We start from the raw sequence: 18,721 nt of genomic DNA, 5'->3' as shown, positions 1-18,721 counted from the left end.
CCCGCCGGGCGACGGGAAATCAATTGCCACGCATGCGCCAACATTTGGCGCACGCCAGGTGAATTCGGCCTACCATCGTCGCGTGGTCTTCCCCCGTGAGCTCGGGAACTCGACGTCGAGGCAGCTCAATGACGCATCTGCGGCGCTGATCGTTCCCGTTGGTTCCACCGAGCAGCACGGACCCCACCTCCCGCTGGACACGGATACACGCATCGCCACGGCCGTCGCAGAGTCGCTCGTCACGCTGCTGCGGACCCGTGAGGAAGCCACGTGGCTCCTCGCCCCGGCCATCGCCTACGGCGCGAGTGGCGAGCACGAAGGCTTTGCCGGCACAGTGTCGATCGGCACACAGGCACTGGCGGAACTTCTGGTCGAATTCGCCCGATCTGCCTGTCGGTGGTCGTCGCGGCTGGTCTTCGTCAACGGGCACGGTGGAAACGTCGAGGCACTGCGGCGTGCGGTCGCGCTGCTGCGGTACGAGGGGCGCGACGCGGCATGGTGCCCCTGCGTCGCCAGCAACGCCGATGCCCATGCCGGGCATACCGAAACATCTGTATTGCTACATATTTCACCCGACGTGGTGAGGCAAGATGAACGGGTAGCGGGAAACCGGGCTCCGCTGTCGGAGCTGCTGCCAGAGATGCGTCGCGGGGGTGTTGCGGCCGTGAGTTCGCTGGGGGTCTTGGGGGACCCCACCACGGCGACAGCGGACGAGGGGAGGAAGATCTTTGCCGAAATGGTGGATGCGTGCGCAGGCCGCGTCGCTCGGTGGGCACCTGATCGCGAGGGGATGTTGACATGACGGGGCCGCGACTCCCTGACGGGTTCGCCGTCCAGGTGGACCGGCGCGTGCGCGTCCTCGGCGAGGGCGCGGCACTGCTCGGCGGATCGCCCACCCGGCTGCTCCGACTGGCCCCCGCCGCCCAGACGATGCTCAACGGCGGCAGGCTCGAGGTGCACGACGCGGTCAGCGCGCAACTGGCACGAACCCTGCTCGACGCCACCGTCGCGCACCCCCGGCCGCTGAGCGGTCCCTCGCACCGCGACGTCACCGTCGTTATTCCGGTGCGCGACAACCATTCTGGCATCATCCGGCTGGTGGCTGCCCTCCGCGGCCTGAAGGTCGTCATCGTGGACGACGGTTCGTCACGGCCGGTGCGGGAAGCCGACTTCGCGACGATGCACTGCGACGTGCGCATCCTGCGAAATGGCAGGAGCAAGGGGCCCGCGGCGGCCCGTAACGCCGGCCTGGCCGTCTGCAACACCGACTTCGTCGCGTTCCTGGACTCCGACGTGGTGCCCCGCCGCGGGTGGCTGGAAGCCCTGCTCGGCCACTTCTGCGATCCTGCGGTGGCCCTGGTGGCCCCCCGCATCATCGCTCTGGAGCACTCCGACAGCGTGGTCGCCCGCTACGAGGCGGTGCGCTCGTCGCTGGATCTCGGACTGCGCGAAGCGCCGGTGATTCCGTTCGGGACGGTGTCCTACGTGCCCAGCGCGGCGATCATCTGCCGGCGCAGCGCGCTGCTCGACGTGGGCGGCTTCGACGAGAGCCTGGCCTCCGGCGAGGATGTCGACCTGTGCTGGCGCCTCAACGAGGCGGGGGCCCGGCTGCGCTATGAACCGATCGCCCTGGTCGCTCACGATCACCGCACCGAGCTGCGAAAGTGGTTCGCCCGCAAGTCTTTCTACGGCGGTTCGGCGGCGCCGCTGACCATCCGCCATCCCGGGAAGACGGCGCCGCTGGTGATCTCGGGCTGGACCCTGGTGGTCTGGATGCTCGTCGCCATCGGCTCCGGCATCGGCTACCTCGCCTCGGTCGCCGTCGCCGCGATCACCGGACGCCGCATCGCGAAGTCGCTGTCCACCGTGCAGACCGAGCCCATGGAGGTCGCCGTCGTGGCGGCGCACGGGCTGTGGTCTGCCGCGCTGCAGCTGGCGTCGGCGATCTGCCGGCACTACTGGCCCATCGCTCTGGTGGCCGCGGTGCTGTCGAAGCGCTGTCGCCGCGTCGTGGTGGTGGCCGCCGTGCTCGACGGCGTCTTCGATTGGGCCACCCGCAACGGCAATGCCGACGAGGACACCAAACGCGTGGGGTTGCTCACCTACGTCCTGCTCAAGCGGATCGACGACATCGCCTACGGCCTCGGGCTGTGGACCGGCGTGGTCCGCGAACGTCACGCCGGAGCCCTCAAGCCGCAGATCCGGACCTGAGTGGCCGATGTACTGATCGTCGGGGCCGGCAGCGCGGGTTCGGTCCTGGCGGAACGTCTTTCCGCCGACGGCAGCTGCCAGGTCACAGTTGTGGAGGCGGGCCCCGGCCCCTCCGACCCGCGGGTCGCCAGCCAGATCCGCGACGCGCTGCGACTGCCGATCGGCGTGGCCAGCGAGCTGGTCCGCCGCTACCCGAGCGCGCTGACCGACGCGCCTCGGCGCTACACCCAGCTCATGCGCGGCCAGGTCGTCGGCGGCTCCGGCGCCGTCAACGGCGGTTACTTCTGTCGGGCCCTCCCGTCCGACGTCGACGCCTGGGGCATCGACGGCTGGACGTGGGACGAGGTCCTTCCGCACTTCAGAGCCATCGAGACCGACCTGGACTTCGCTGGTCCGCTACACGGGTCCGACGGCCCGATCAGTGTCCGGCGGGTCGCTGAATTCAACGGCTGCACAGCGTCTTTCGTCGAGGCTGCCCGCCACGCCGGCTTCGACTGGATCGACGACCTCAACGGTTCGACACCGGAGCATCCGCTGCTGCCCGGTGTCGGCGCCGTACCGCTCAACATCGATCGCGGTACCCGCGTCGGCCCGGGCGGGGCATTCCTGCAACCGGCCCTCGGGCGCCCGAACCTGACGGTGCGGACAGACACCCGGGTGGTGCGGTTGCGGCTCGCGGGTGAGCGGGTCATCGCCGTGGACTGTGTCGGTCCGGCCGGCGCGGTGTCGCTGAGCGCCGACCGGGTCGTCGTATGTGCAGGGGCCATCGCGACGGCGCAGCTGCTGATGGTGTCCGGGGTCGGCCCTGAACCCGTGCTGCGCGCCGCCGGGGTGCCCGTCACACGGAATCTTCCCGTCGGTGTCGACACCGTCGACCATCCCGAATGGGTGCTGCCGGTGACGTGGCAGGCGACCGACGGGGTGCCCCCGTTGGAAGCCGTGCTCACGACCGCAGACGGGATGGAGATGCGGCCCTACACGGCTGGTTTCGGCGCGATGACGACCGGCCGGCGTGACGACCCCACCGATCGCCCGCATCTCGGGGTGGCGCTGATGCGACCCCGGTCGCGGGGCCGCATCCGTATCGTTTCGCCCGACCCTGACACTGACCCCCTGATCGAGCATCGGTACGACAGTGCCCCCGCCGACGTCGAGCTGCTGCGCGAGGGCGCTCGTTTGGCAAGCGAATTGGCCGGTGCAACACTGCAATCCGAGGAAGTCTGGTCGACGTCGCAGCATCTGTGCGGAACGGCGAAGATGGGCGCGGTGGTCGACGGGCGCTGCCGCGTGTACGGGGTGCAGAACCTGTGGGTGGTGGACGGTTCGATCCTGCCGAACATCCCGGGCCGCGGCCCGCACGCGACGATCGCCATGGCGGGGCACCGGGCCGCCGAGTTCGTCAGCTAAGCCTCGCGGCGGAGGAACGGCCACTGCCTGCCGTCGCGGCCCGGCGCCCAGATCGCGACGAATGCAGCGGACGCGAGAAGCACTCCGGCCAGTACCAGCAGCGCGCGGTCGGCGGCTTCCAGGAACGCCGACTGTGCCAGCGTCGCGAGTTGTTCGCCCTGCGGGCCCAACTGTTCGGACAGCGACAGTGCGTGCGCCAACGAGTCGGTGGCCGCATCGCGGATCTGCTCGGGGAACGCGGTGAGCTTCGGAGCCAGCGCGCTGTGGTAGGCGGCCGCCAGAATCGAGCCGGCCACCGCGATGCCGATGGCAGCACCGACCTCGCGCGTGGCATCGTTGACTGCCGACGCCACACCCTGTTTCTCGTCGGGTACTGCTCCCATGATCGCCGACGTCGTTGGCGCCGTGCACAATCCGATGCCTGTGGCGGTGAGCAACAGTGGCCACATCAGATCGAGGAACGTCGCGTCGACCTCCAGGAACCGCATGCTGAACAGTCCGACTGCCATGAAGAGCAGGCCGACGCTGACCGCGACGCGCAATCCGACCTTGGGCAGATAGAGATGCATCGTGGCGCTGAAGGCAAGTACGGGTAATGCCAGAGGCGACAACGCAAAAGCCGTCTGTAGGGCGCTGTATCCCATCACCAGCTGCATGAACTGCATCTCGATGAAGAAGAAGCCGAAGTTGGCCAGGAACAGAAAGGTGATGCCGATGGCGCCGGTGGCGAAGTCCGGCCTGCGGAAGAGGCGGACGTCGAGCAGGGGGTGGTTCCTGCGCGACTCGACGAGTGCGAACACCACCGCCAGCGCCACACCGCCGGCGATGCAACCCAGCACCCACAGGTCGGTCCATCCGCGCACCGGCGCCTCGACGATGCCGAGGACGAAGACCGCGATCGACAGCGCTATCAGCGCCCCGCCCACCCAGTCGATCGGCGTCGAGGCCTCGTCTCGCGACGAGCCGATGGTGCACGTCAGTACGAACATCACGAAGGCGCCCGCGGCGAATCCGTAGAAGATGGACTGCCACGAGAAGAAGTGCAGCAGGACACCGGTGCCCAGGAAGCCGAAGATGGCACCGGATCCTGCGACGCCGGCCCAGATGCCGACGGCCTTGTTGCGTTCGGACTTCGGGAAGGCCGCGGTCAATAGCGACAGCGTCGCAGGCATCACGAAGGCTGCCCCGATGCCCGCGACGGCGCGGGCGATGATGATCTGCATCGGACTGTCGAGCCATACCGGGGCCAGCGACGCCACGGCGAAGATGGCGAGGCCCACCAGCAGCGCCCCCCGCCTGCCGTAGCGATCCCCGAGGGCCCCCGCTGGGAGCAGCAGGCACGCCAGCGCGAGGGTGTATCCGTCGACGACCCATGTCAGCTGGGCCTGGGTGGCCGACGTCTCCAGGGCGATGTCCGGGAGCGCCGCGTTCAACGCGACCATGGACGCGATCACCATCAGGACCGCCACGCTGGCGACGGCGAGCAACCAGATCCGCGCACGAGGCGAAAGTGTCGCCACTTCGCCGCGGATATCCTGGTCTGACTGCGGAGGCGCGTCGACCATGTCGTCTCTCTCTGCCGCGGGAAGTTTTGAGACTGTCAGTCTCAAAAGTAGATGACTCTCTGTTCCCCGTCCGGAGGTGAGGGAAACGCATGGCCGCCTCCAGCGGTGACCCGAGGCCCGCGCGCTCGCGCGCCCGTCTGCTCGAGGCGGCCACCGCCCTGCTGCGGGCGGGCGGCCCCGGAGCGGTCACCGTGGACGCCGTGACGCGGCACGCCAACGTCGCCCGCGCGACGCTCTACCGGCACTTTCCCAGCGCCAACGACCTCGTCGCGGCGTCCTTCGCCGGCCTCATCTCCCCGCCGCCGATGCCACCTGACGAGGGCAGCCTGCGAGATCGCCTGCTCGCCGTCGTCGTCGGTTGGGCCGACGCGATCGCCGAAGCTCCGATCACGCTCACCGCGATGGCCTGGGTGTCGTTCGGGCCCGAGATGCCGCGCATCCCCGACCCCGGGTCCAGTCCCGGGGTGCAGACGCTGCGACAGCGCATCGCCGAGGAGTACTCGGCGCCGTTCACCCGGCTGCTCGAGAGCCCGCAGGCGGTCGCCGAACTCAAGCCGGTGGACCTCAACACCGCTCTCGCGCTGCTGATCGGACCGCTGGCATTCGGTCGCGTCAGCACGCTGGCCGATTTCGACTACCGCGCCGTGGCTGCCGCCGCGGTCGATGCGTTCCTCACCACATACTCGCGGCGGCCGCTCAACGCAGCGAGTACCGAACCGGAAGGTGCTTGAGACCGCCGACGAAGGTCGTCGCCGCGAGCTCGGCCTCGCCGGCGAGCTCGATCGACTCCAGCCGCGGGATCAGCTCGGTGAACAGGCTGTTCATCTCCATGCGCGCCAGCGCGGCGCCGAGACAGAAGTGCACGCCGTAGCCGAACGACAGGTGCTTGTTCGGCTCGCGTCCGACATCGAAGCGGAACGGCTCGTCGAAGATCTCCTCGTCGCGGTTGCCCGAGACGTAGGCGAGGTAGACCGACTCGCCCTTGGCGATCGGCACGCCGCGCACCTCGGTGTCCTCGGCGGCGGTGCGCATGAACTCCTTGACCGGCGTCGTCCAGCGGATCATCTCCTCGACCGCCGTCGGCATCAGGTCGAGGTTGTCGCGCAGTCGCGCCAGCTCGCCGGGGTTCTCGATGAGGGCGTGCAGGCCGCCGGAGATCGCATCCTTGGTGGTGTCGTGGCCTGCGCTGGCGACGATGACGTAGTAGGACGCGGTGTCGACGTCCGACATCGGCTCGCCGTCGATCTTCCCGTTCGCGATCGCCGACGCGAGGTCGCTGGTCGGATTCTCCCGCCGCGAGGCCGTCAGCTTGGCGAAGTAGGCGAAGAAGTCGAGCAGAACCGCCATCTGCTCCTCGGGGCTGACGCCGCGCTTGTACTCGTCGTCGTCGCCGCCGAACATCTCCTGGGTGAGCGAGTGCATGCGGCCGTAGTCCTCCTCGGGCAGGCCGAGCAGCGACATGATCACGTACAGCGGGAACTGCACCGCGATGTCGGTGACGAAGTCGCACTCCGGCCCGATGTCACGCATCCGGTCCACGTAGCGCTTGGCGAGCTCGTCGACGCGAATCTTCAAGTCGCGCATGGCTTTCGGCCGGAACCAGTCGGCGCCGATGGCCCGCACCTTGCGGTGGTGCGGATCGTCCATGTGGATCAGTGTGCGCAGGCCCGTACCGGCTTCGAGCTGGGCGTTCATGTAGTCGTCGGCCTGTGCGGTGGCCAGCAGCGAGCGCGGCGCGGACAGCCACAGGTCGTTCGCCCGCTCGATGGCCATGATGTCGGCGTGCTTGGTGATCGCCCAGAACGGGCGGTACGGCTTGAGGTCGACCCACGCCACAGGCTCGTTGGCCCGAAGATGGGCGAGCGCCGTGTGAAGCCGGTCGTTGTCGGCATATGCCGTCGGGTCGGCCAGTACTTTGGCGTGCTCGTCCATGGTGGGTGTGGTCATGCCATCTCCTCGTCGGGGCTGAAGGAAACTTGACGGGTGTCAACTCCCGCCAGTGTATGTGACCGCCGCCACTTCGCGAAAGGGGACTGCCGGTTCGTCACCGTTAAGCTCGGCCTGGTGCGCGTCCTGTCCGCCCTGCTGGCGCTCTTCCTCGTCGCCGGATGCGGCGGCGAGCCCCGAGACACGGCATCGGCGGCCGCCCCCGCCGACCCCGCGGTGGTCCAGACCGCAGCCGGCGCCCTCCGCGGCACCGTCGCCGACGACCACCGCCTTTTCGCCGGAATTCCCTACGCCGCACCGCCTGTCGGCCCACTGCGCTGGCAGGATCCCGAGCCCGCCCCGCCGTGGGAGGGGGTACGCGAAGCCACCGCGTTCGGGCCGCGCTGCATGCAGGACCTCAACGGCGACATCGAGCTCGGCAGGCAGACCGACGAGGACTGCCTGAGCCTCAACGTGTGGACACCGCCGGTGCCCGAGGACGGGGACGACGCCCCCAAGCCCGTCATGGTGTGGATCCATGGCGGCTCGTTCGTGGCGGGCAGCGGCGGGATCTACGACTCGCGGCGGCTCGCGTCCCGCGGCGACATCGTCGTCGTCACCGTCAACTACCGCCTCGGCGCGCTCGGATTCCTGGCCCACCCCGCACTCGGCCCGCCCGGTGCCGTGGGCAATTACGGGCTCGCCGACCAGCAGGCCGCCCTGCGCTGGGTTCGCGACAACATCGCGGACTTCGGCGGCGACCCCGCCAAGGTGACGATCGCGGGGGAATCGGCCGGCGGGATGTCGGTATGCGATCACCTGGTGGCGCCGGGCTCGGAGGGCTTGTTCGGCGCAGCCGTCGTGATGAGCGGGCCGTGCCAGGCGCAACTCGCTCTGCCTGCCGCCCAGGAACGCAGCATCGCCTACGCCGCCGACGTGGGCTGCGCCGATCCGGCTTCCGCGGCCGAGTGCCTGCGCGGGCTGCCGGCCAACCGGCTGCGCACACCCGTCTGGTACTACGGCATCGGCGAGGATCAGCTCAGCGGACCGGTGACCGGCACAGCCGCCCTGCCGACCGATCCGGTCGCGGCGTTCGGCGACGGCACGGCGGCGCGGGTCCCGGTCCTGATGGGAACGACGCGCGACGAGTGGACGCTGTTCGTCGCGCTGCAGCGCATCCGCGACGGCAGGGACTACACGCCCGAGGAATATCCACAGCTGCTGACCGGCACCTTCGGCCCCGACGCGGCCGCGGTCGCCGAGCGCTATCCGCTCTCTGCCTTCCCGGACGTGGCGCTGGCCTACGCGGCCACCGTCACCGACGGGGTGCTCGCCTGCGCGGGGGAGCGCTGGGCGCGCGAGTTGGCCCGCGAAGAGAGCGTCTATTTCTACGAGTTCAACGATCGCAACGCCCCCGCCCCCGACCCGTTGAAGGCGTTGCCGTTCCCGGTGGGCGCCAGCCACTCCCTCGAGCTGCGCTACCTGTTCGACGTCGGGGGCGCATCACCGCCGGACCCAGCGCAGGTCGAGCTGGGGGAGCAGATGGTCGACTATTGGTCGGCCTTCGTGAAGACGGGAAAGCCCGGCGGCGGGTGGTCCGTCGTCGGCGACGGCGTGATGTCGCTGCAGCCCGACGGCAGCCGCATGATCGACGACTTCGGCGCGACCCACCAGTGCGGTTTCTGGGACGGGTTGCAGTAGGCGTTCGCGTGCAGAAAGCCCACGGTGGAGCCCTTCACCAGGGATTTGGAGCACGCCGCGATCTGAGGCATACTGTTCGGGTTGCCTTCAGCCGGGTCCGCTTGGCTGGGCATGCGACTGGCGCCCCTCGCGGGGCGCATCCGGTCCCCACCACTTTCTCGGGCGACACGCCCGACCCCGGGGACCGGTGAACCACAGACAGGTAAACAGCGGCGGCACAGCCAGGCCCGAGAGCGATTCGGGCCCGTTAGTAGTGAGGTAGGAGAAGGCGTGGCGGGACAAAAGATCCGCATCAGGCTCAAGGCCTACGACCATGAGGCGATTGACGCCTCTGCGCGCAAGATCGTCGAGACGGTCACCCGGACGGGCGCCAGCGTGGTCGGCCCGGTGCCGCTGCCGACCGAGAAGAACGTGTACTGCGTCATCCGGTCCCCGCACAAGTACAAGGATTCGCGGGAACACTTCGAGATGCGCACGCACAAGCGGCTGATCGACATCCTCGACCCCACGCCGAAGACGGTTGACGCACTCATGCGCATCGATCTGCCGGCGAGCGTCGACGTCAACATCCAATAGCTCGGTAGGAGATCCGGAAAGAAATGGCTAGAAAAGGCATTCTGGGCACCAAGCTGGGCATGACGCAGGTGTTCGACGAGAACAACAAGGTCGTGCCGGTGACGGTCGTCAAGGCCGGGCCCAACGTCGTGACGCGCATCCGCACCACGGAGCGCGACGGCTACAGCGCCGTCCAGCTCGCCTACGGCGAGATCAGCCCCCGCAAGGTGAACAAGCCCGTGACGGGCCAGTTCGCGGCCGCCGGTGTGAACCCGCGCCGCCACCTCGCCGAGCTGAGGCTCGATGACGAGGGCGCTGCCGCGGAGTACGAGGTCGGCCAGGAGCTGACGGCGGAGATCTTCGCCGACGGCGCCTACGTCGACGTCACCGGCACCAGCAAGGGCAAGGGCTTCGCGGGAACCATGAAGCGCCACGGCTTCCGCGGCCAGGGGGCGTCCCACGGTGCGCAGGCCGTGCACCGCCGCCCCGGCTCGATCGGTGGCTGTGCCACCCCGGGCCGCGTGTTCAAGGGCACGCGCATGTCGGGCCGCATGGGCAACGACCGCGTCACGACCCAGAACCTGAAGGTGCACAAGGTCGACGCCGAGAACGGCGTGTTGTTGATCAAGGGCGCCATCCCCGGACGCAACGGTGGACTGGTGGTTGTCCGCAGCGCAATCAAGCGAGGCGAGAAGTAATGGCTGACAAGACTATTGACGTATTGACGCCGGCAGGCAAGAAGGACGGCTCGGTCGAGCTGCCCGCCGCGCTGTTCGATCAGGAACCCAACATCGCGCTGATGCACCAGGTCGTCAACGCGCAGCTGGCCGCCAAGCGTCAGGGCACCCACTCCACGAAGACTCGCGGCGAGGTGTCCGGCGGTGGCAAGAAGCCGTACCGGCAGAAGGGCACCGGCCGCGCCCGCCAGGGCTCGACCCGCGCACCGCAGTTCACCGGCGGTGGGATCGTGCACGGCCCGCAGCCGCGCGACTACAGCGAGCGGACCCCGAAGAAGATGATCCGCGCCGCACTGCGCAGCGCCCTGTCCGATCGGGCCCGCAACGACCGCATCCACGCCGTCACCGAGATCGTCGAGGGTCAGGCCCCGTCGACCAAGAGCGCCAAGTCGTTCCTGGCCACGCTGACCGATCGCAGGCAGGTGCTGGTCGTGATCGGCCGCGCCGACGAGACCAGCGCGCTGAGCGTGCGCAATCTGCCTGGCGTGCACGTGATCTCGCCCGACCAGTTGAACACCTACGACGTGCTCAAGGCCGACGACGTGGTGTTCAGCGTCGAGGCGCTCAACGCGTACATCGAAGCGAACACCAAGGAGGTGTCGGCCTGATGGCAACCGTGACCGATCCCCGCGACATCATCCTGTCCCCGGTGATCTCCGAGAAGTCCTACGGACTCATCGAGGACAACGTGTACACGTTCATCGTCCACCCGGACTCGAACAAGACCCAGATCAAGATCGCGATCGAGAAGATCTTCAAGGTCAAGGTCGATTCGGTGAACACGGCCAACCGCCAGGGCAAGCGCAAGCGCACCCGCACCGGCTACGGCCAGCGCAAGGCCACCAAGCGCGCGATCGTGACGCTGGCCGCCGGAAGCAAGCCCATCGATCTGTTCGGAGCGCCGGCCTGATCGCCGGACAGGACAAGAACAGGACTGAGTAGAAGATGGCTATTCGCAAGTACAAGCCGACCACTCCGGGCCGCCGCGGCTCGAGCGTGTCCGACTTCGCCGAAATCACCCGTGATCATCCGGAGAAGTCGCTGATCCGCCCGCTGCACGGCAAGGGCGGGCGCAACGCTCACGGCCGCATCACCACTCGGCACAAGGGCGGCGGCCACAAGCGCGCCTACCGCGTCATCGACTTCCGTCGCAACGACAAGGACGGCGTCAACGCCAAGGTCGCCCACATCGAGTACGACCCCAACCGCACCGCGAACATCGCGCTGCTGCACTTCCTGGACGGCGAGAAGCGCTACATCATCGCGCCGCAGGGGCTCAAGCAGGGCGCGATCGTGGAGTCGGGCGCCAACGCCGACATCAAGCCGGGTAACAACCTGCCGCTGCGCAACATCCCCGCGGGCACACTGGTTCACGCCGTGGAGCTGCGTCCCGGTGGTGGAGCGAAGCTGGCGCGGTCGGCCGGTGCGTCGATCCAGCTGCTGGGCAAGGAGGGCACCTATGCCTCCCTGCGTATGCCCAGCGGTGAGATCCGCCGCGTCGACGTGCGCTGCCGCGCCACCGTCGGCGAGGTCGGCAACGCCGAGCAGGCCAACATCAACTGGGGCAAGGCCGGCCGTATGCGGTGGAAGGGCAAGCGCCCCACCGTCCGTGGTGTCGTGATGAACCCGGTCGACCACCCGCACGGCGGTGGTGAGGGTAAGACCTCCGGTGGCCGTCACCCCGTCAGCCCGTGGGGTAAGCCCGAGGGCCGCACTCGCAAGCCCAACAAGGCCAGCGACAAGCTCATCGTCCGTCGCCGGCGCACCGGCAAGAAGCGCTAGGGAGTCAATCGATGCCACGCAGCCTGAAGAAGGGCCCGTTCGTCGACGACCATCTGCTCAAGAAGGTCGACGTCCAGAACGAGAAGAACACCAAGCAGGTCATCAAGACCTGGTCCCGTCGGTCCACCATCATCCCCGACTTCATCGGGCACACCTTCGCCGTCCACGACGGTCGCAAGCATGTCCCGGTGTTCGTCACCGAGGCGATGGTCGGTCACAAGCTGGGCGAGTTCGCCCCCACCCGCACGTTCAAGGGTCACATCAAGGATGACCGGAAGGCGAAGCGCCGGTAATGACTACAGCGATTGAGTACCCGTCCGCGCAGGCGAAGGCGCGCTTCGTGCGCATCTCCGCCACGAAGGCGCGTCGTGTGATCGACCTGGTCCGCGGTAAGAGCGTCGAGGAAGCTCTCGACATCCTCCGCTGGGCGCCGCAGTCGGCCAGCGAGCCGGTCGCCAAGGTGATCGCCAGCGCCGCGGCCAACGCACAGAACAACGAAGGCCTGGACCCGACGACCCTCGTGGTCGCCACCGTCTTTGCCGACGAAGGTCCGACCGCCAAGCGCATCCGCCCCCGCGCGCAGGGCCGCGCCTACCGGATCCGCAAGCGCACCAGCCACATCACGGTGATCGTCGAAAGCCGGCCTCCCAAGAACGCGGGGCAGGGCTCCGCGGCTAACGCCAGGGCGCGTCGTGCTCAGGGCAGCAAGGCCGCCACCAAGAAGGGAGGCTCGGAGTAGTGGGCCAGAAGATCAACCCGCACGGCTTCCGTCTCGGCATCACCACCGACTGGAAGTCCCGCTGGTACGCCGACAAGCAGTACGCGGACTACATCAAGGAAGATGTCGCGATCCGCAAGCTGCTGGCCACCGGCCTGGAGCGCGCCGGCATCGCCGACGTCGAGATCGAGCGCACCCGTGACCGCGTGCGGGTCGACATCCACACCGCGCGTCCCGGCATCGTGATCGGCCGCCGCGGCACCGAGGCCGATCGCATCCGCGCCGACCTGGAGAAGCTGACCGGCAAGCAGGTGCAGCTGAACATTCTCGAGGTGAAGAACCCCGAGAGCCAGGCGCAGCTCGTCGCCCAGGGCGTCGCCGAGCAGCTGAGCAACCGCGTGGCCTTCCGCCGCGCGATGCGCAAGGCGATCCAGTCGGCGATGCGTCAGCCGAACGTTAAGGGCATCCGTGTCCAGTGCTCGGGCCGTCTCGGCGGCGCCGAGATGAGCCGCTCGGAGTTCTACCGCGAGGGCCGGGTGCCGCTGCACACGCTGCGCGCCGACATCGACTACGGGCTGTACGAGGCGAAGACGACCTTCGGCCGCATCGGCGTGAAGGTGTGGATCTACAAGGGCGACATCGTCGGTGGCAAGCGCGAGCTGAGCGCTGCCGCTCCCGCCGGAGCCGACCGTCCCCGTCGTGAGCGTCCGTCCGGCACCCGTCCGCGCCGCAGCGGCGCCTCGGGTACCACCGCGACGAGCACCGACGCCGGCCGCGCCGCCAGTGAAGGCACCGCAGAGGCACCCGCCGCAGCCGAAGCCACCGTGGGAACGGAAGCTGCAGCGGGCGAGAGCACGGAGAGTTAAATCATGCTGATTCCCCGCAAGGTCAAGCACCGCAAGCAGCACCACCCCCGCCAGCGCGGCATCGCCAGCGGCGGCACGTCGGTCAGCTTCGGTGACTACGGCATCCAGGCTCTGGGTCATGCCTACATCACCAACCGGCAGATCGAGTCCGCTCGTATCGCCATCAACCGGCACATCAAGCGCGGCGGCAAGGTGTGGATCAACATCTTCCCGGACCGCCCGCTGACCAAGAAGCCCGCCGAGACCCGCATGGGTTCCGGTAAGGGTTCGCCGGAGTGGTGGGTCGCCAACGTCAAGCCCGGACGCGTGCTGTTCGAGCTGAGCTACCCCGACGAGAAGGTCGCCAGGGAAGCCCTGACCCGCGCTATCCACAAGCTGCCCATCAAGGCACGCATCGTCACAAGAGAGGAGCAGTTCTGATGGCAGTCGGAGTTTCCACCGGCGAACTGCGCGAGCTCACCGACGACGAACTGACCGACAAGCTCCGCGAGTCGAAGGAAGAGCTGTTCAACCTGCGCTTCCAGATGGCGACCGGCCAGCTTGCCAACAACCGCCGGCTGCGCACAGTCCGGCAGGAGATCGCACGCGTCTACACCGTGCTGCGTGAACGTGAGTTGGGTCTGGCCGCCGGACCCGGAGGTGAGGATTCGTAATGGCAGACACACAGACGGACAAGGGCCCCAAGCACACTCCGCGCACTGAGAAGCCGCGCGGGCGTCGCAAGACCGCCATCGGCTATGTCGTGTCGGACAAGATGCAGAAGACCATCGTGGTCGAGCTCGAGGACCGCAAGATGCATCCGTTGTACGGCAAGATCATTCGGACGACGAAGAAGGTCAAGGCCCACGACGAGAACGAGGACGCCGGCATCGGCGACCGCGTCTCGTTGATGGAGACCCGGCCCACGTCGGCCACCAAGCGCTGGCGCCTCGTCGAGGTGCTCGAGCGAGCCAAGTAAGACATTTCCGACGAAACCCCCGCGCGCCCTTCGTGGCGGCGGGGGTTTTCTCGTCGGCGGGGTCGGTACGCTGACAGCGCCTGGCCGCGGCAGGCGCCACGCAGTGTTGGCATTGTATGTCATCACGTTGCGGCCCTTGTCGAATCGGCTTGTCACACCGCCCCGCCACACGATGGGCCACCGGCAGTTTTGCGGGCTCACGGTGCGTAGCGGGTGTAATCTCCGGGCGTGGCCACGGAATTCAACGGCAAGATCGAACTCGACATCCGGGATTCCGAACCGGACTGGGGCCCGTTCGCGGCGCCGACAGCGCAGCCCGATGCGCCCAACGTCCTCTATCTCGTGTGGGACGACATCGGCATCGCCACATGGGATTGTTTCGGCGGCCTCGTGGACATGCCCGCGATGAGTCGCATCGCCGAACGAGGAGTTCGGCTTTCGCAGTTCCACACCACCGCGCTGTGCTCACCCACCCGCGCGTCGCTGCTGACGGGCCGCAACCCCACGACCGTCGGCATGGCCACCATCGAAGAATTCACCGACGGTTTCCCCAACAGCAATGGGCGAATTCCCTTCGACACCGCCCTGCTGTCGGAGGTGCTCGCCGAAAACGGCTACAACACCTACTGTGTCGGCAAGTGGCACCTGACGCCGCTGGAGGAGTCGAATCTCGCGTCGACGAAGCGGCATTGGCCGCTGTCGCGCGGCTTCGAGCGGTTCTACGGGTTCATGGGCGGCGAAACCGACCAGTGGTATCCCGATCTCGTCTACGACAACCATCCGGTCGTTCCGCCCGGCACTCCGGAGGAGGGGTACCACCTCTCGAAGGACCTGGCGGACAAGACGATCGAGTTCATTCGAGACGCCAAGGTGATCGCGCCCGACAAGCCGTGGTTCTCCTACGTCTGTCCCGGCGCGGGGCACGCGCCACACCACGTCTTCAAGGAGTGGGCCGATCACTACGCGGGCCGCTTCGACATGGGGTACGAGGTCTACCGGGAAATCGTGCTCGAGAACCAGAAACGCCTCGGCATCGTCCCGGCCGACACCGAACTGTCGCCGATCAACCCGTATCTGGATGTCAGGGGGCCCAACGGCGAAGAGTGGCCGCTGCAGGACACGGTCCGTCCGTGGGAGTCGCTGAGCGACGACGAGAAGCGGCTGTTCTCGCGGATGGCCGAGGTGTTCGCCGGGTTCCTGTCCTACACCGACGCCCAGATCGGCCGCGTGCTCGACTATCTCGAAGAATCGGGACAACTCGACAACACGATCATCGTCGTCATCTCCGACAACGGGGCCAGCGGTGAGGGCGGACCCAACGGGTCGGTCAACGAGGTCAAGTTCTTCAACGGATACATCGATTCGGCCGAAGAGAGCCTGAAGGTCTTCGACGAACTCGGCGGCACATCGACCTACAACCATTACCCGATCGGCTGGGCAATGGCGTTCAACACCCCGTACAAGTTGTTCAAGCGGTACGCCTCTCACGAAGGTGGCATCGCCGACAACGCAATCATCTCCTGGCCCAACGGAATTGCCGCGCACGGTGAGGTGCGCGACAACTACGTCAACGTCGCCGACATCACGCCGACGGTGTACGACCTGCTCGACATCACCCCGCCCGCCACTGTGCGGGGGGTGGCGCAGAAGCCGCTCGACGGCGTGAGTTTCAAAGTGGCACTGGAGAATCCGACGGCTCCCACCGGCAAGGAAACCCAGTTCTACACGATGCTCGGCACCCGTGGCATCTGGCACAGGGGCTGGTTCGCCAGCGCCGTGCACGCGGCGTCGCCGGCGGGATGGTCGCATTTCGACGACGATCGGTGGGAGCTGTTCCACATCGAAACCGACCGCAGTCAGTGCCACGACCTTGCAGCCGAACATCCGGAGAAGCTCGAGGAACTCAAGGCGCTGTGGTTCAGCGAGGCCGACAAATACAACGGGCTCCCGCTCGCGGACCTCAACATGCTGGAGACGATGTCGCGGTGGCGGCCGTATCTGGCCGGTGAGCGGCAGTCCTACGGGTACTACCCGGGAACCGCCGACGTCGGGATGGGCGCAGGCGTCGAGATCAGGGGCCGGTCGTTCGCGGTGCTGGCCGAGGTCACGATCGACGACGGCGGCGCCGACGGCGTGGTGGTCAAACAGGGCGGCGCACACGGTGGCTACGTGATGTACCTGCAGGGCGGCCGGCTGTTCTTCTGCTACAACTTCCTCGGCGAGTACGACCAGACGGTGGCCTCCGCCGATCCCGTCACCCCGGGCCGGCACACCCTCGGTTTCACGTTCACCCGAACCGGAACCGCCGAGGGAAGTCACACGCCCGTCGGCGACGCCGCGCTCTACATCGACGACACGCAGGTGGCAAGCTTGGCCGAGATGCGGGCGCATCCGGGCACGTTCGGGCTCGCCGGGGCGAGTCTGAGCGTCGGGCGCAACACCGGGTCGGCGACGTCCCGCGCATTCCGGGCGCCGTTCCCGTTCGTCGGGGGCACCATCGCGCGCGTCACCGTCGACGTCTCGGGCGCCCCGTACACCGATCTGGAGCGCGACTTCGCCCGGGCGTTCGCCAGGGACTGACATCGCGACGCGCCAGGGCCCTTGGCGTCGGCTGACCTGCGATTTGGAGCATTCCCCGAGCTCACCTAGTATGTAGGGGTTGCCTAGGGCAGACCTCGGTTATCTCGATGAGAAAACCCTGCGTGCTCTTGGGTGGCAAAGACCGCGCACGCCCAGGTCTCTGGAGGCTTGCCTCCAGGACGTTCCCGCCTGGCGTGCATAAAAACCCAGGTCGAGGAGATCTAGTGATTCAGCAGGAATCGCGGCTCAAGGTCGCCGACAACACGGGTGCCAAGGAGATCTTGTGCATCCGCGTGCTCGGCGGCTCGTCGCGGCGCTACGCGGGCATCGGCGATGTCATCGTGGCGACGGTCAAGGACGCCATCCCCGGCGGCAACGTCAAGCGCGGCGACGTCGTCAAGGCCGTCGTGGTGCGCACCGTCAAGGAGCGCCGCCGCGCCGACGGCAGCTACATCAAGTTCGACGAGAACGCCGCCGTCATCATCAAGAACGACAACGATCCGCGTGGCACCCGCATCTTCGGGCCCGTCGGCCGCGAGCTGCGCGAGAAGAAGTTCATGAAGATCGTCTCGCTCGCCCCGGAGGTGTTGTAGATGAAGGTCCGCAAGGGCGACACGGTGCTCGTCATCTCGGGCAAGGACAAGGGCGCCAAGGGCAAGGTCCTGGTGGCCTACCCCGACCGCGACAAGGTCCTGGTCGAGGGCGTCAACCGAATCAAGAAGCACACCCCCGAGTCGCGCACCGAACGCGGTGCGGCCTCGGGCGGCATCGTCACGCAGGAGGCGCCGATCCCGGTGTCCAACGTGATGCTGCTCGACTCCGACGGCAAGCCGACGCGCGTCGGATTCCGCGTCGACGACGAGACCGGCAAGAAGGTCCGCATCGCCAAGAGCAACGGCAAGGACATCGTCTAATGACCACCACTGAGAAGACCCTCCCCCGACTGAAGCAGCGCTACCGCGAAGAGATCCGCGACCAGCTGCTCAAGGACTTCGGCTACGCCAACGTCATGCAGATCCCCGGCGTGGTGAAGGTCGTCGTCAACATGGGTGTCGGCGACGCCGCCCGTGACGCGAAGCTGATCAACGGCGCGGTCAACGACCTCGCCCTGATCACCGGCCAGAAGCCCGAGATCCGCAAGGCCCGCAAGTCCATCGCGCAGTTCAAGCTCCGCGAGGGCATGCCCATCGGCGCCCGCGTCACGCTGCGCGGCGACCGCATGTGGGAATTCCTGGACCGCCTGATCTCGATCTCGCTGCCGCGTATCCGCGACTTCCGCGGTCTGAGCGCCAAGCAGTTCGACGGCACCGGCAACTACACCTTCGGCCTGACCGAGCAGTCGGTGTTCCACGAGATCGACGTGGACAGCATCGACCGCCCCCGCGGCATGGACATCACCGTCGTCACCTCGGCGACGAACGACGACGAGGGACGTGCGCTTCTGCGGGCGCTCGGCTTCCCGTTCAAGGAGAACTGAGCAGATGGCAAAGAAGGCTCTGGTCAACAAGGCCAACAAGAAGCCCAAGTTCAAGGTGCGGGGCTACACGCGCTGCAACCGCTGCGGTCGTCCGCACGCGGTGTTCCGCAAGTTCGGCCTCTGCCGGATCTGCCTGCGCGAAATGGCGCACGCGGGCGAACTGCCCGGTGTGCAGAAGTCCAGCTGGTAGCAGCCGGAAACCACAGACAACACTCCAAAACAGTTGCGGTAGGCCCAG

At 67.6% G+C, this 18,721-nt stretch carries 23 protein-coding genes; 21 read left to right on the top strand and 2 right to left on the bottom strand.

The genetic code is table 11. From position 1 onward, the window contains the following. The first annotated feature begins 58 nt into the window (after positions 1–58). Genes mftE through mftG form a run of 3 tightly spaced genes read left to right on the top strand, consistent with a single transcriptional unit; the run spans position 59 to position 3,618 of the window. Positions 59–802: a mycofactocin biosynthesis peptidyl-dipeptidase MftE gene (mftE, locus tag ACAG24_RS08520; protein ID WP_370472255.1), complete on the top strand. Its 744-nt coding sequence runs from the start codon at positions 59–61 to the stop codon at positions 800–802. After that, positions 799–2,211: a mycofactocin biosynthesis glycosyltransferase MftF gene (gene mftF / locus ACAG24_RS08515; protein WP_370472256.1), complete on the top strand. Its 1,413-nt coding sequence runs from the start codon at positions 799–801 to the stop codon at positions 2,209–2,211. The genes mftE and mftF overlap by 4 nt, the downstream gene beginning before the upstream one ends. Beyond that, a complete protein-coding gene (gene mftG / locus ACAG24_RS08510) occupies positions 2,212–3,618 on the top strand; it encodes a mycofactocin dehydrogenase MftG (RefSeq protein WP_370472257.1) in 1,407 nt (468 codons plus the stop codon). It abuts the gene before it with no gap. On the opposite strand, the gene ACAG24_RS08505 is transcribed toward mftG, so the two are convergent. Next, entirely contained in the window at positions 3,615–5,183 is a 1,569-nt protein-coding gene (locus ACAG24_RS08505; RefSeq protein WP_370472258.1) for an MFS transporter, read from the bottom strand. The two genes, mftG and ACAG24_RS08505, sit on opposite strands and share 4 nt — an antisense overlap. Positions 5,184–5,272: 89 nt before the next feature. On the opposite strand from ACAG24_RS08505, the gene ACAG24_RS08500 reads away from it, so the two are divergent. After that, entirely contained in the window at positions 5,273–5,914 is a 642-nt protein-coding gene (locus tag ACAG24_RS08500; protein ID WP_370472259.1) for a TetR/AcrR family transcriptional regulator, read from the top strand. Here ACAG24_RS08500 and ACAG24_RS08495 read toward each other — a convergent pair. Beyond that, complete coding sequence (locus tag ACAG24_RS08495) at positions 5,880–7,130, bottom strand: cytochrome P450 (RefSeq protein WP_370472260.1); 1,251 nt, start codon at positions 7,128–7,130, stop codon at positions 5,880–5,882. The genes ACAG24_RS08500 and ACAG24_RS08495 overlap by 35 nt on opposite strands. A gap of 117 nt (positions 7,131–7,247) precedes the next feature. On the opposite strand from ACAG24_RS08495, the gene ACAG24_RS08490 reads away from it, so the two are divergent. The 17 genes from ACAG24_RS08490 to ACAG24_RS08410 all read left to right on the top strand — a co-directional run bounded on the left by ACAG24_RS08490 (position 7,248) and on the right by ACAG24_RS08410 (position 18,673). After that, positions 7,248–8,810, top strand: a complete 1,563-nt coding sequence (locus ACAG24_RS08490) for a carboxylesterase/lipase family protein (RefSeq protein WP_370472261.1) — start codon at positions 7,248–7,250, stop codon at positions 8,808–8,810. Between the two features lie 270 nt (positions 8,811–9,080). Then, positions 9,081–9,386: a 30S ribosomal protein S10 gene (gene rpsJ / locus ACAG24_RS08485; RefSeq protein ID WP_003883485.1), complete on the top strand. Its 306-nt coding sequence runs from the start codon at positions 9,081–9,083 to the stop codon at positions 9,384–9,386. Between the two features lie 23 nt (positions 9,387–9,409). Beyond that, positions 9,410–10,063 (top strand): 50S ribosomal protein L3, encoded by a 654-nt coding sequence (rplC, locus tag ACAG24_RS08480; RefSeq protein WP_370472262.1) that lies wholly within the window; start codon positions 9,410–9,412, stop codon positions 10,061–10,063. Beyond that, positions 10,063–10,710 carry a 50S ribosomal protein L4 gene (gene rplD, locus ACAG24_RS08475; protein ID WP_370472263.1) on the top strand — a complete coding sequence of 216 codons (648 nt, stop codon included), beginning with the start codon at positions 10,063–10,065 and terminating at the stop codon, positions 10,708–10,710. The genes rplC and rplD overlap by 1 nt, the downstream gene beginning before the upstream one ends. Further along, positions 10,710–11,012, top strand: a complete 303-nt coding sequence (rplW, locus tag ACAG24_RS08470) for a 50S ribosomal protein L23 (RefSeq protein ID WP_370472264.1) — start codon at positions 10,710–10,712, stop codon at positions 11,010–11,012. The genes rplD and rplW overlap by 1 nt, the downstream gene beginning before the upstream one ends. Before the next feature lie 35 nt (positions 11,013–11,047). Beyond that, positions 11,048–11,884: a 50S ribosomal protein L2 gene (gene rplB / locus ACAG24_RS08465; protein WP_370472265.1), complete on the top strand. Its 837-nt coding sequence runs from the start codon at positions 11,048–11,050 to the stop codon at positions 11,882–11,884. An 11-nt stretch (positions 11,885–11,895) separates the two neighbouring features. Then, positions 11,896–12,177: a 30S ribosomal protein S19 gene (rpsS, locus tag ACAG24_RS08460; protein ID WP_010908582.1), complete on the top strand. Its 282-nt coding sequence runs from the start codon at positions 11,896–11,898 to the stop codon at positions 12,175–12,177. Beyond that, complete coding sequence (rplV, locus tag ACAG24_RS08455) at positions 12,177–12,623, top strand: 50S ribosomal protein L22 (protein WP_370472266.1); 447 nt, start codon at positions 12,177–12,179, stop codon at positions 12,621–12,623. The genes rpsS and rplV overlap by 1 nt, the downstream gene beginning before the upstream one ends. Then, complete coding sequence (gene rpsC, locus ACAG24_RS08450; protein WP_370472267.1) at positions 12,623–13,468, top strand: 30S ribosomal protein S3; 846 nt, start codon at positions 12,623–12,625, stop codon at positions 13,466–13,468. The genes rplV and rpsC overlap by 1 nt, the downstream gene beginning before the upstream one ends. A gap of 3 nt (positions 13,469–13,471) precedes the next feature. After that, the gene (rplP, locus tag ACAG24_RS08445) at positions 13,472–13,888 is read left to right on the top strand and encodes a 50S ribosomal protein L16 (protein WP_024446200.1); all 417 of its coding nucleotides are present in this window, start codon (positions 13,472–13,474) and stop codon (positions 13,886–13,888) included. After that, positions 13,888–14,121: a 50S ribosomal protein L29 gene (rpmC, locus tag ACAG24_RS08440; protein WP_270720646.1), complete on the top strand. Its 234-nt coding sequence runs from the start codon at positions 13,888–13,890 to the stop codon at positions 14,119–14,121. The genes rplP and rpmC overlap by 1 nt, the downstream gene beginning before the upstream one ends. Further along, positions 14,121–14,426 carry a 30S ribosomal protein S17 gene (gene rpsQ / locus ACAG24_RS08435; RefSeq protein ID WP_370472268.1) on the top strand — a complete coding sequence of 102 codons (306 nt, stop codon included), beginning with the start codon at positions 14,121–14,123 and terminating at the stop codon, positions 14,424–14,426. Before rpmC ends, rpsQ begins: the two co-directional genes overlap by 1 nt. A 228-nt stretch (positions 14,427–14,654) precedes the next feature. Then, positions 14,655–17,006, top strand: coding sequence for an arylsulfatase (locus ACAG24_RS08430; RefSeq protein ID WP_370472269.1), 2,352 nt, complete (start codon positions 14,655–14,657; stop codon positions 17,004–17,006). 224 nt (positions 17,007–17,230) lie between these two features. Beyond that, entirely contained in the window at positions 17,231–17,599 is a 369-nt protein-coding gene (gene rplN / locus ACAG24_RS08425; RefSeq protein ID WP_003892852.1) for a 50S ribosomal protein L14, read from the top strand. Continuing rightward, the gene (gene rplX / locus ACAG24_RS08420; RefSeq protein WP_370472270.1) at positions 17,600–17,920 is read left to right on the top strand and encodes a 50S ribosomal protein L24; all 321 of its coding nucleotides are present in this window, start codon (positions 17,600–17,602) and stop codon (positions 17,918–17,920) included. It begins immediately after the preceding gene. Then, positions 17,920–18,483 (top strand): 50S ribosomal protein L5, encoded by a 564-nt coding sequence (gene rplE / locus ACAG24_RS08415; protein WP_370472271.1) that lies wholly within the window; start codon positions 17,920–17,922, stop codon positions 18,481–18,483. Before rplX ends, rplE begins: the two co-directional genes overlap by 1 nt. 4 nt (positions 18,484–18,487) lie before the next feature. Continuing rightward, the gene (locus ACAG24_RS08410; protein ID WP_011778599.1) at positions 18,488–18,673 is read left to right on the top strand and encodes a type Z 30S ribosomal protein S14; all 186 of its coding nucleotides are present in this window, start codon (positions 18,488–18,490) and stop codon (positions 18,671–18,673) included. The last annotated feature ends 48 nt before the right edge of the window (positions 18,674–18,721 follow it).

The sequence above is a fragment of the Mycobacterium bulgaricum genome (assembly GCF_041287165.2).
GTDB classification, from domain to species: domain Bacteria; phylum Actinomycetota; class Actinomycetes; order Mycobacteriales; family Mycobacteriaceae; genus Mycobacterium; species Mycobacterium bulgaricum.
The sequence above is the reverse complement of the archived record's forward strand: the minus strand, read 5'-3'. Positions and strand labels throughout refer to the sequence as shown.

Excerpts from the sequence above, each read along its gene's own strand:
- rplC (WP_370472262.1), top strand. The coding sequence starts at position 9,410 with ATGGCTAGAAAAGGCATTCTGGGCACCAAGCTGGGCATGACGCAGGTG.
- rpsS (WP_010908582.1), top strand. The coding sequence starts at position 11,896 with ATGCCACGCAGCCTGAAGAAGGGCCCGTTCGTCGACGACCATCTGCTC.
- rpsQ (WP_370472268.1), top strand. The coding sequence starts at position 14,121 with ATGGCAGACACACAGACGGACAAGGGCCCCAAGCACACTCCGCGCACT.
- rplX (WP_370472270.1), top strand. The coding sequence starts at position 17,600 with ATGAAGGTCCGCAAGGGCGACACGGTGCTCGTCATCTCGGGCAAGGAC.
- rplW (WP_370472264.1), top strand. The coding sequence starts at position 10,710 with ATGGCAACCGTGACCGATCCCCGCGACATCATCCTGTCCCCGGTGATC.
- rplB (WP_370472265.1), top strand. The coding sequence starts at position 11,048 with ATGGCTATTCGCAAGTACAAGCCGACCACTCCGGGCCGCCGCGGCTCG.
- rpmC (WP_270720646.1), top strand. The coding sequence starts at position 13,888 with ATGGCAGTCGGAGTTTCCACCGGCGAACTGCGCGAGCTCACCGACGAC.
- rplP (WP_024446200.1), top strand. The coding sequence starts at position 13,472 with ATGCTGATTCCCCGCAAGGTCAAGCACCGCAAGCAGCACCACCCCCGC.
- ACAG24_RS08495 (WP_370472260.1), bottom strand. The coding sequence starts at position 7,130 with ATGACCACACCCACCATGGACGAGCACGCCAAAGTACTGGCCGACCCG.
- mftF (WP_370472256.1), top strand. The coding sequence starts at position 799 with ATGACGGGGCCGCGACTCCCTGACGGGTTCGCCGTCCAGGTGGACCGG.
- rplV (WP_370472266.1), top strand. The coding sequence starts at position 12,177 with ATGACTACAGCGATTGAGTACCCGTCCGCGCAGGCGAAGGCGCGCTTC.
- ACAG24_RS08505 (WP_370472258.1), bottom strand. The coding sequence starts at position 5,183 with ATGGTCGACGCGCCTCCGCAGTCAGACCAGGATATCCGCGGCGAAGTG.
- rplE (WP_370472271.1), top strand. The coding sequence starts at position 17,920 with ATGACCACCACTGAGAAGACCCTCCCCCGACTGAAGCAGCGCTACCGC.
- ACAG24_RS08410 (WP_011778599.1), top strand. The coding sequence starts at position 18,488 with ATGGCAAAGAAGGCTCTGGTCAACAAGGCCAACAAGAAGCCCAAGTTC.
- rplD (WP_370472263.1), top strand. The coding sequence starts at position 10,063 with ATGGCTGACAAGACTATTGACGTATTGACGCCGGCAGGCAAGAAGGAC.
- ACAG24_RS08500 (WP_370472259.1), top strand. The coding sequence starts at position 5,273 with ATGGCCGCCTCCAGCGGTGACCCGAGGCCCGCGCGCTCGCGCGCCCGT.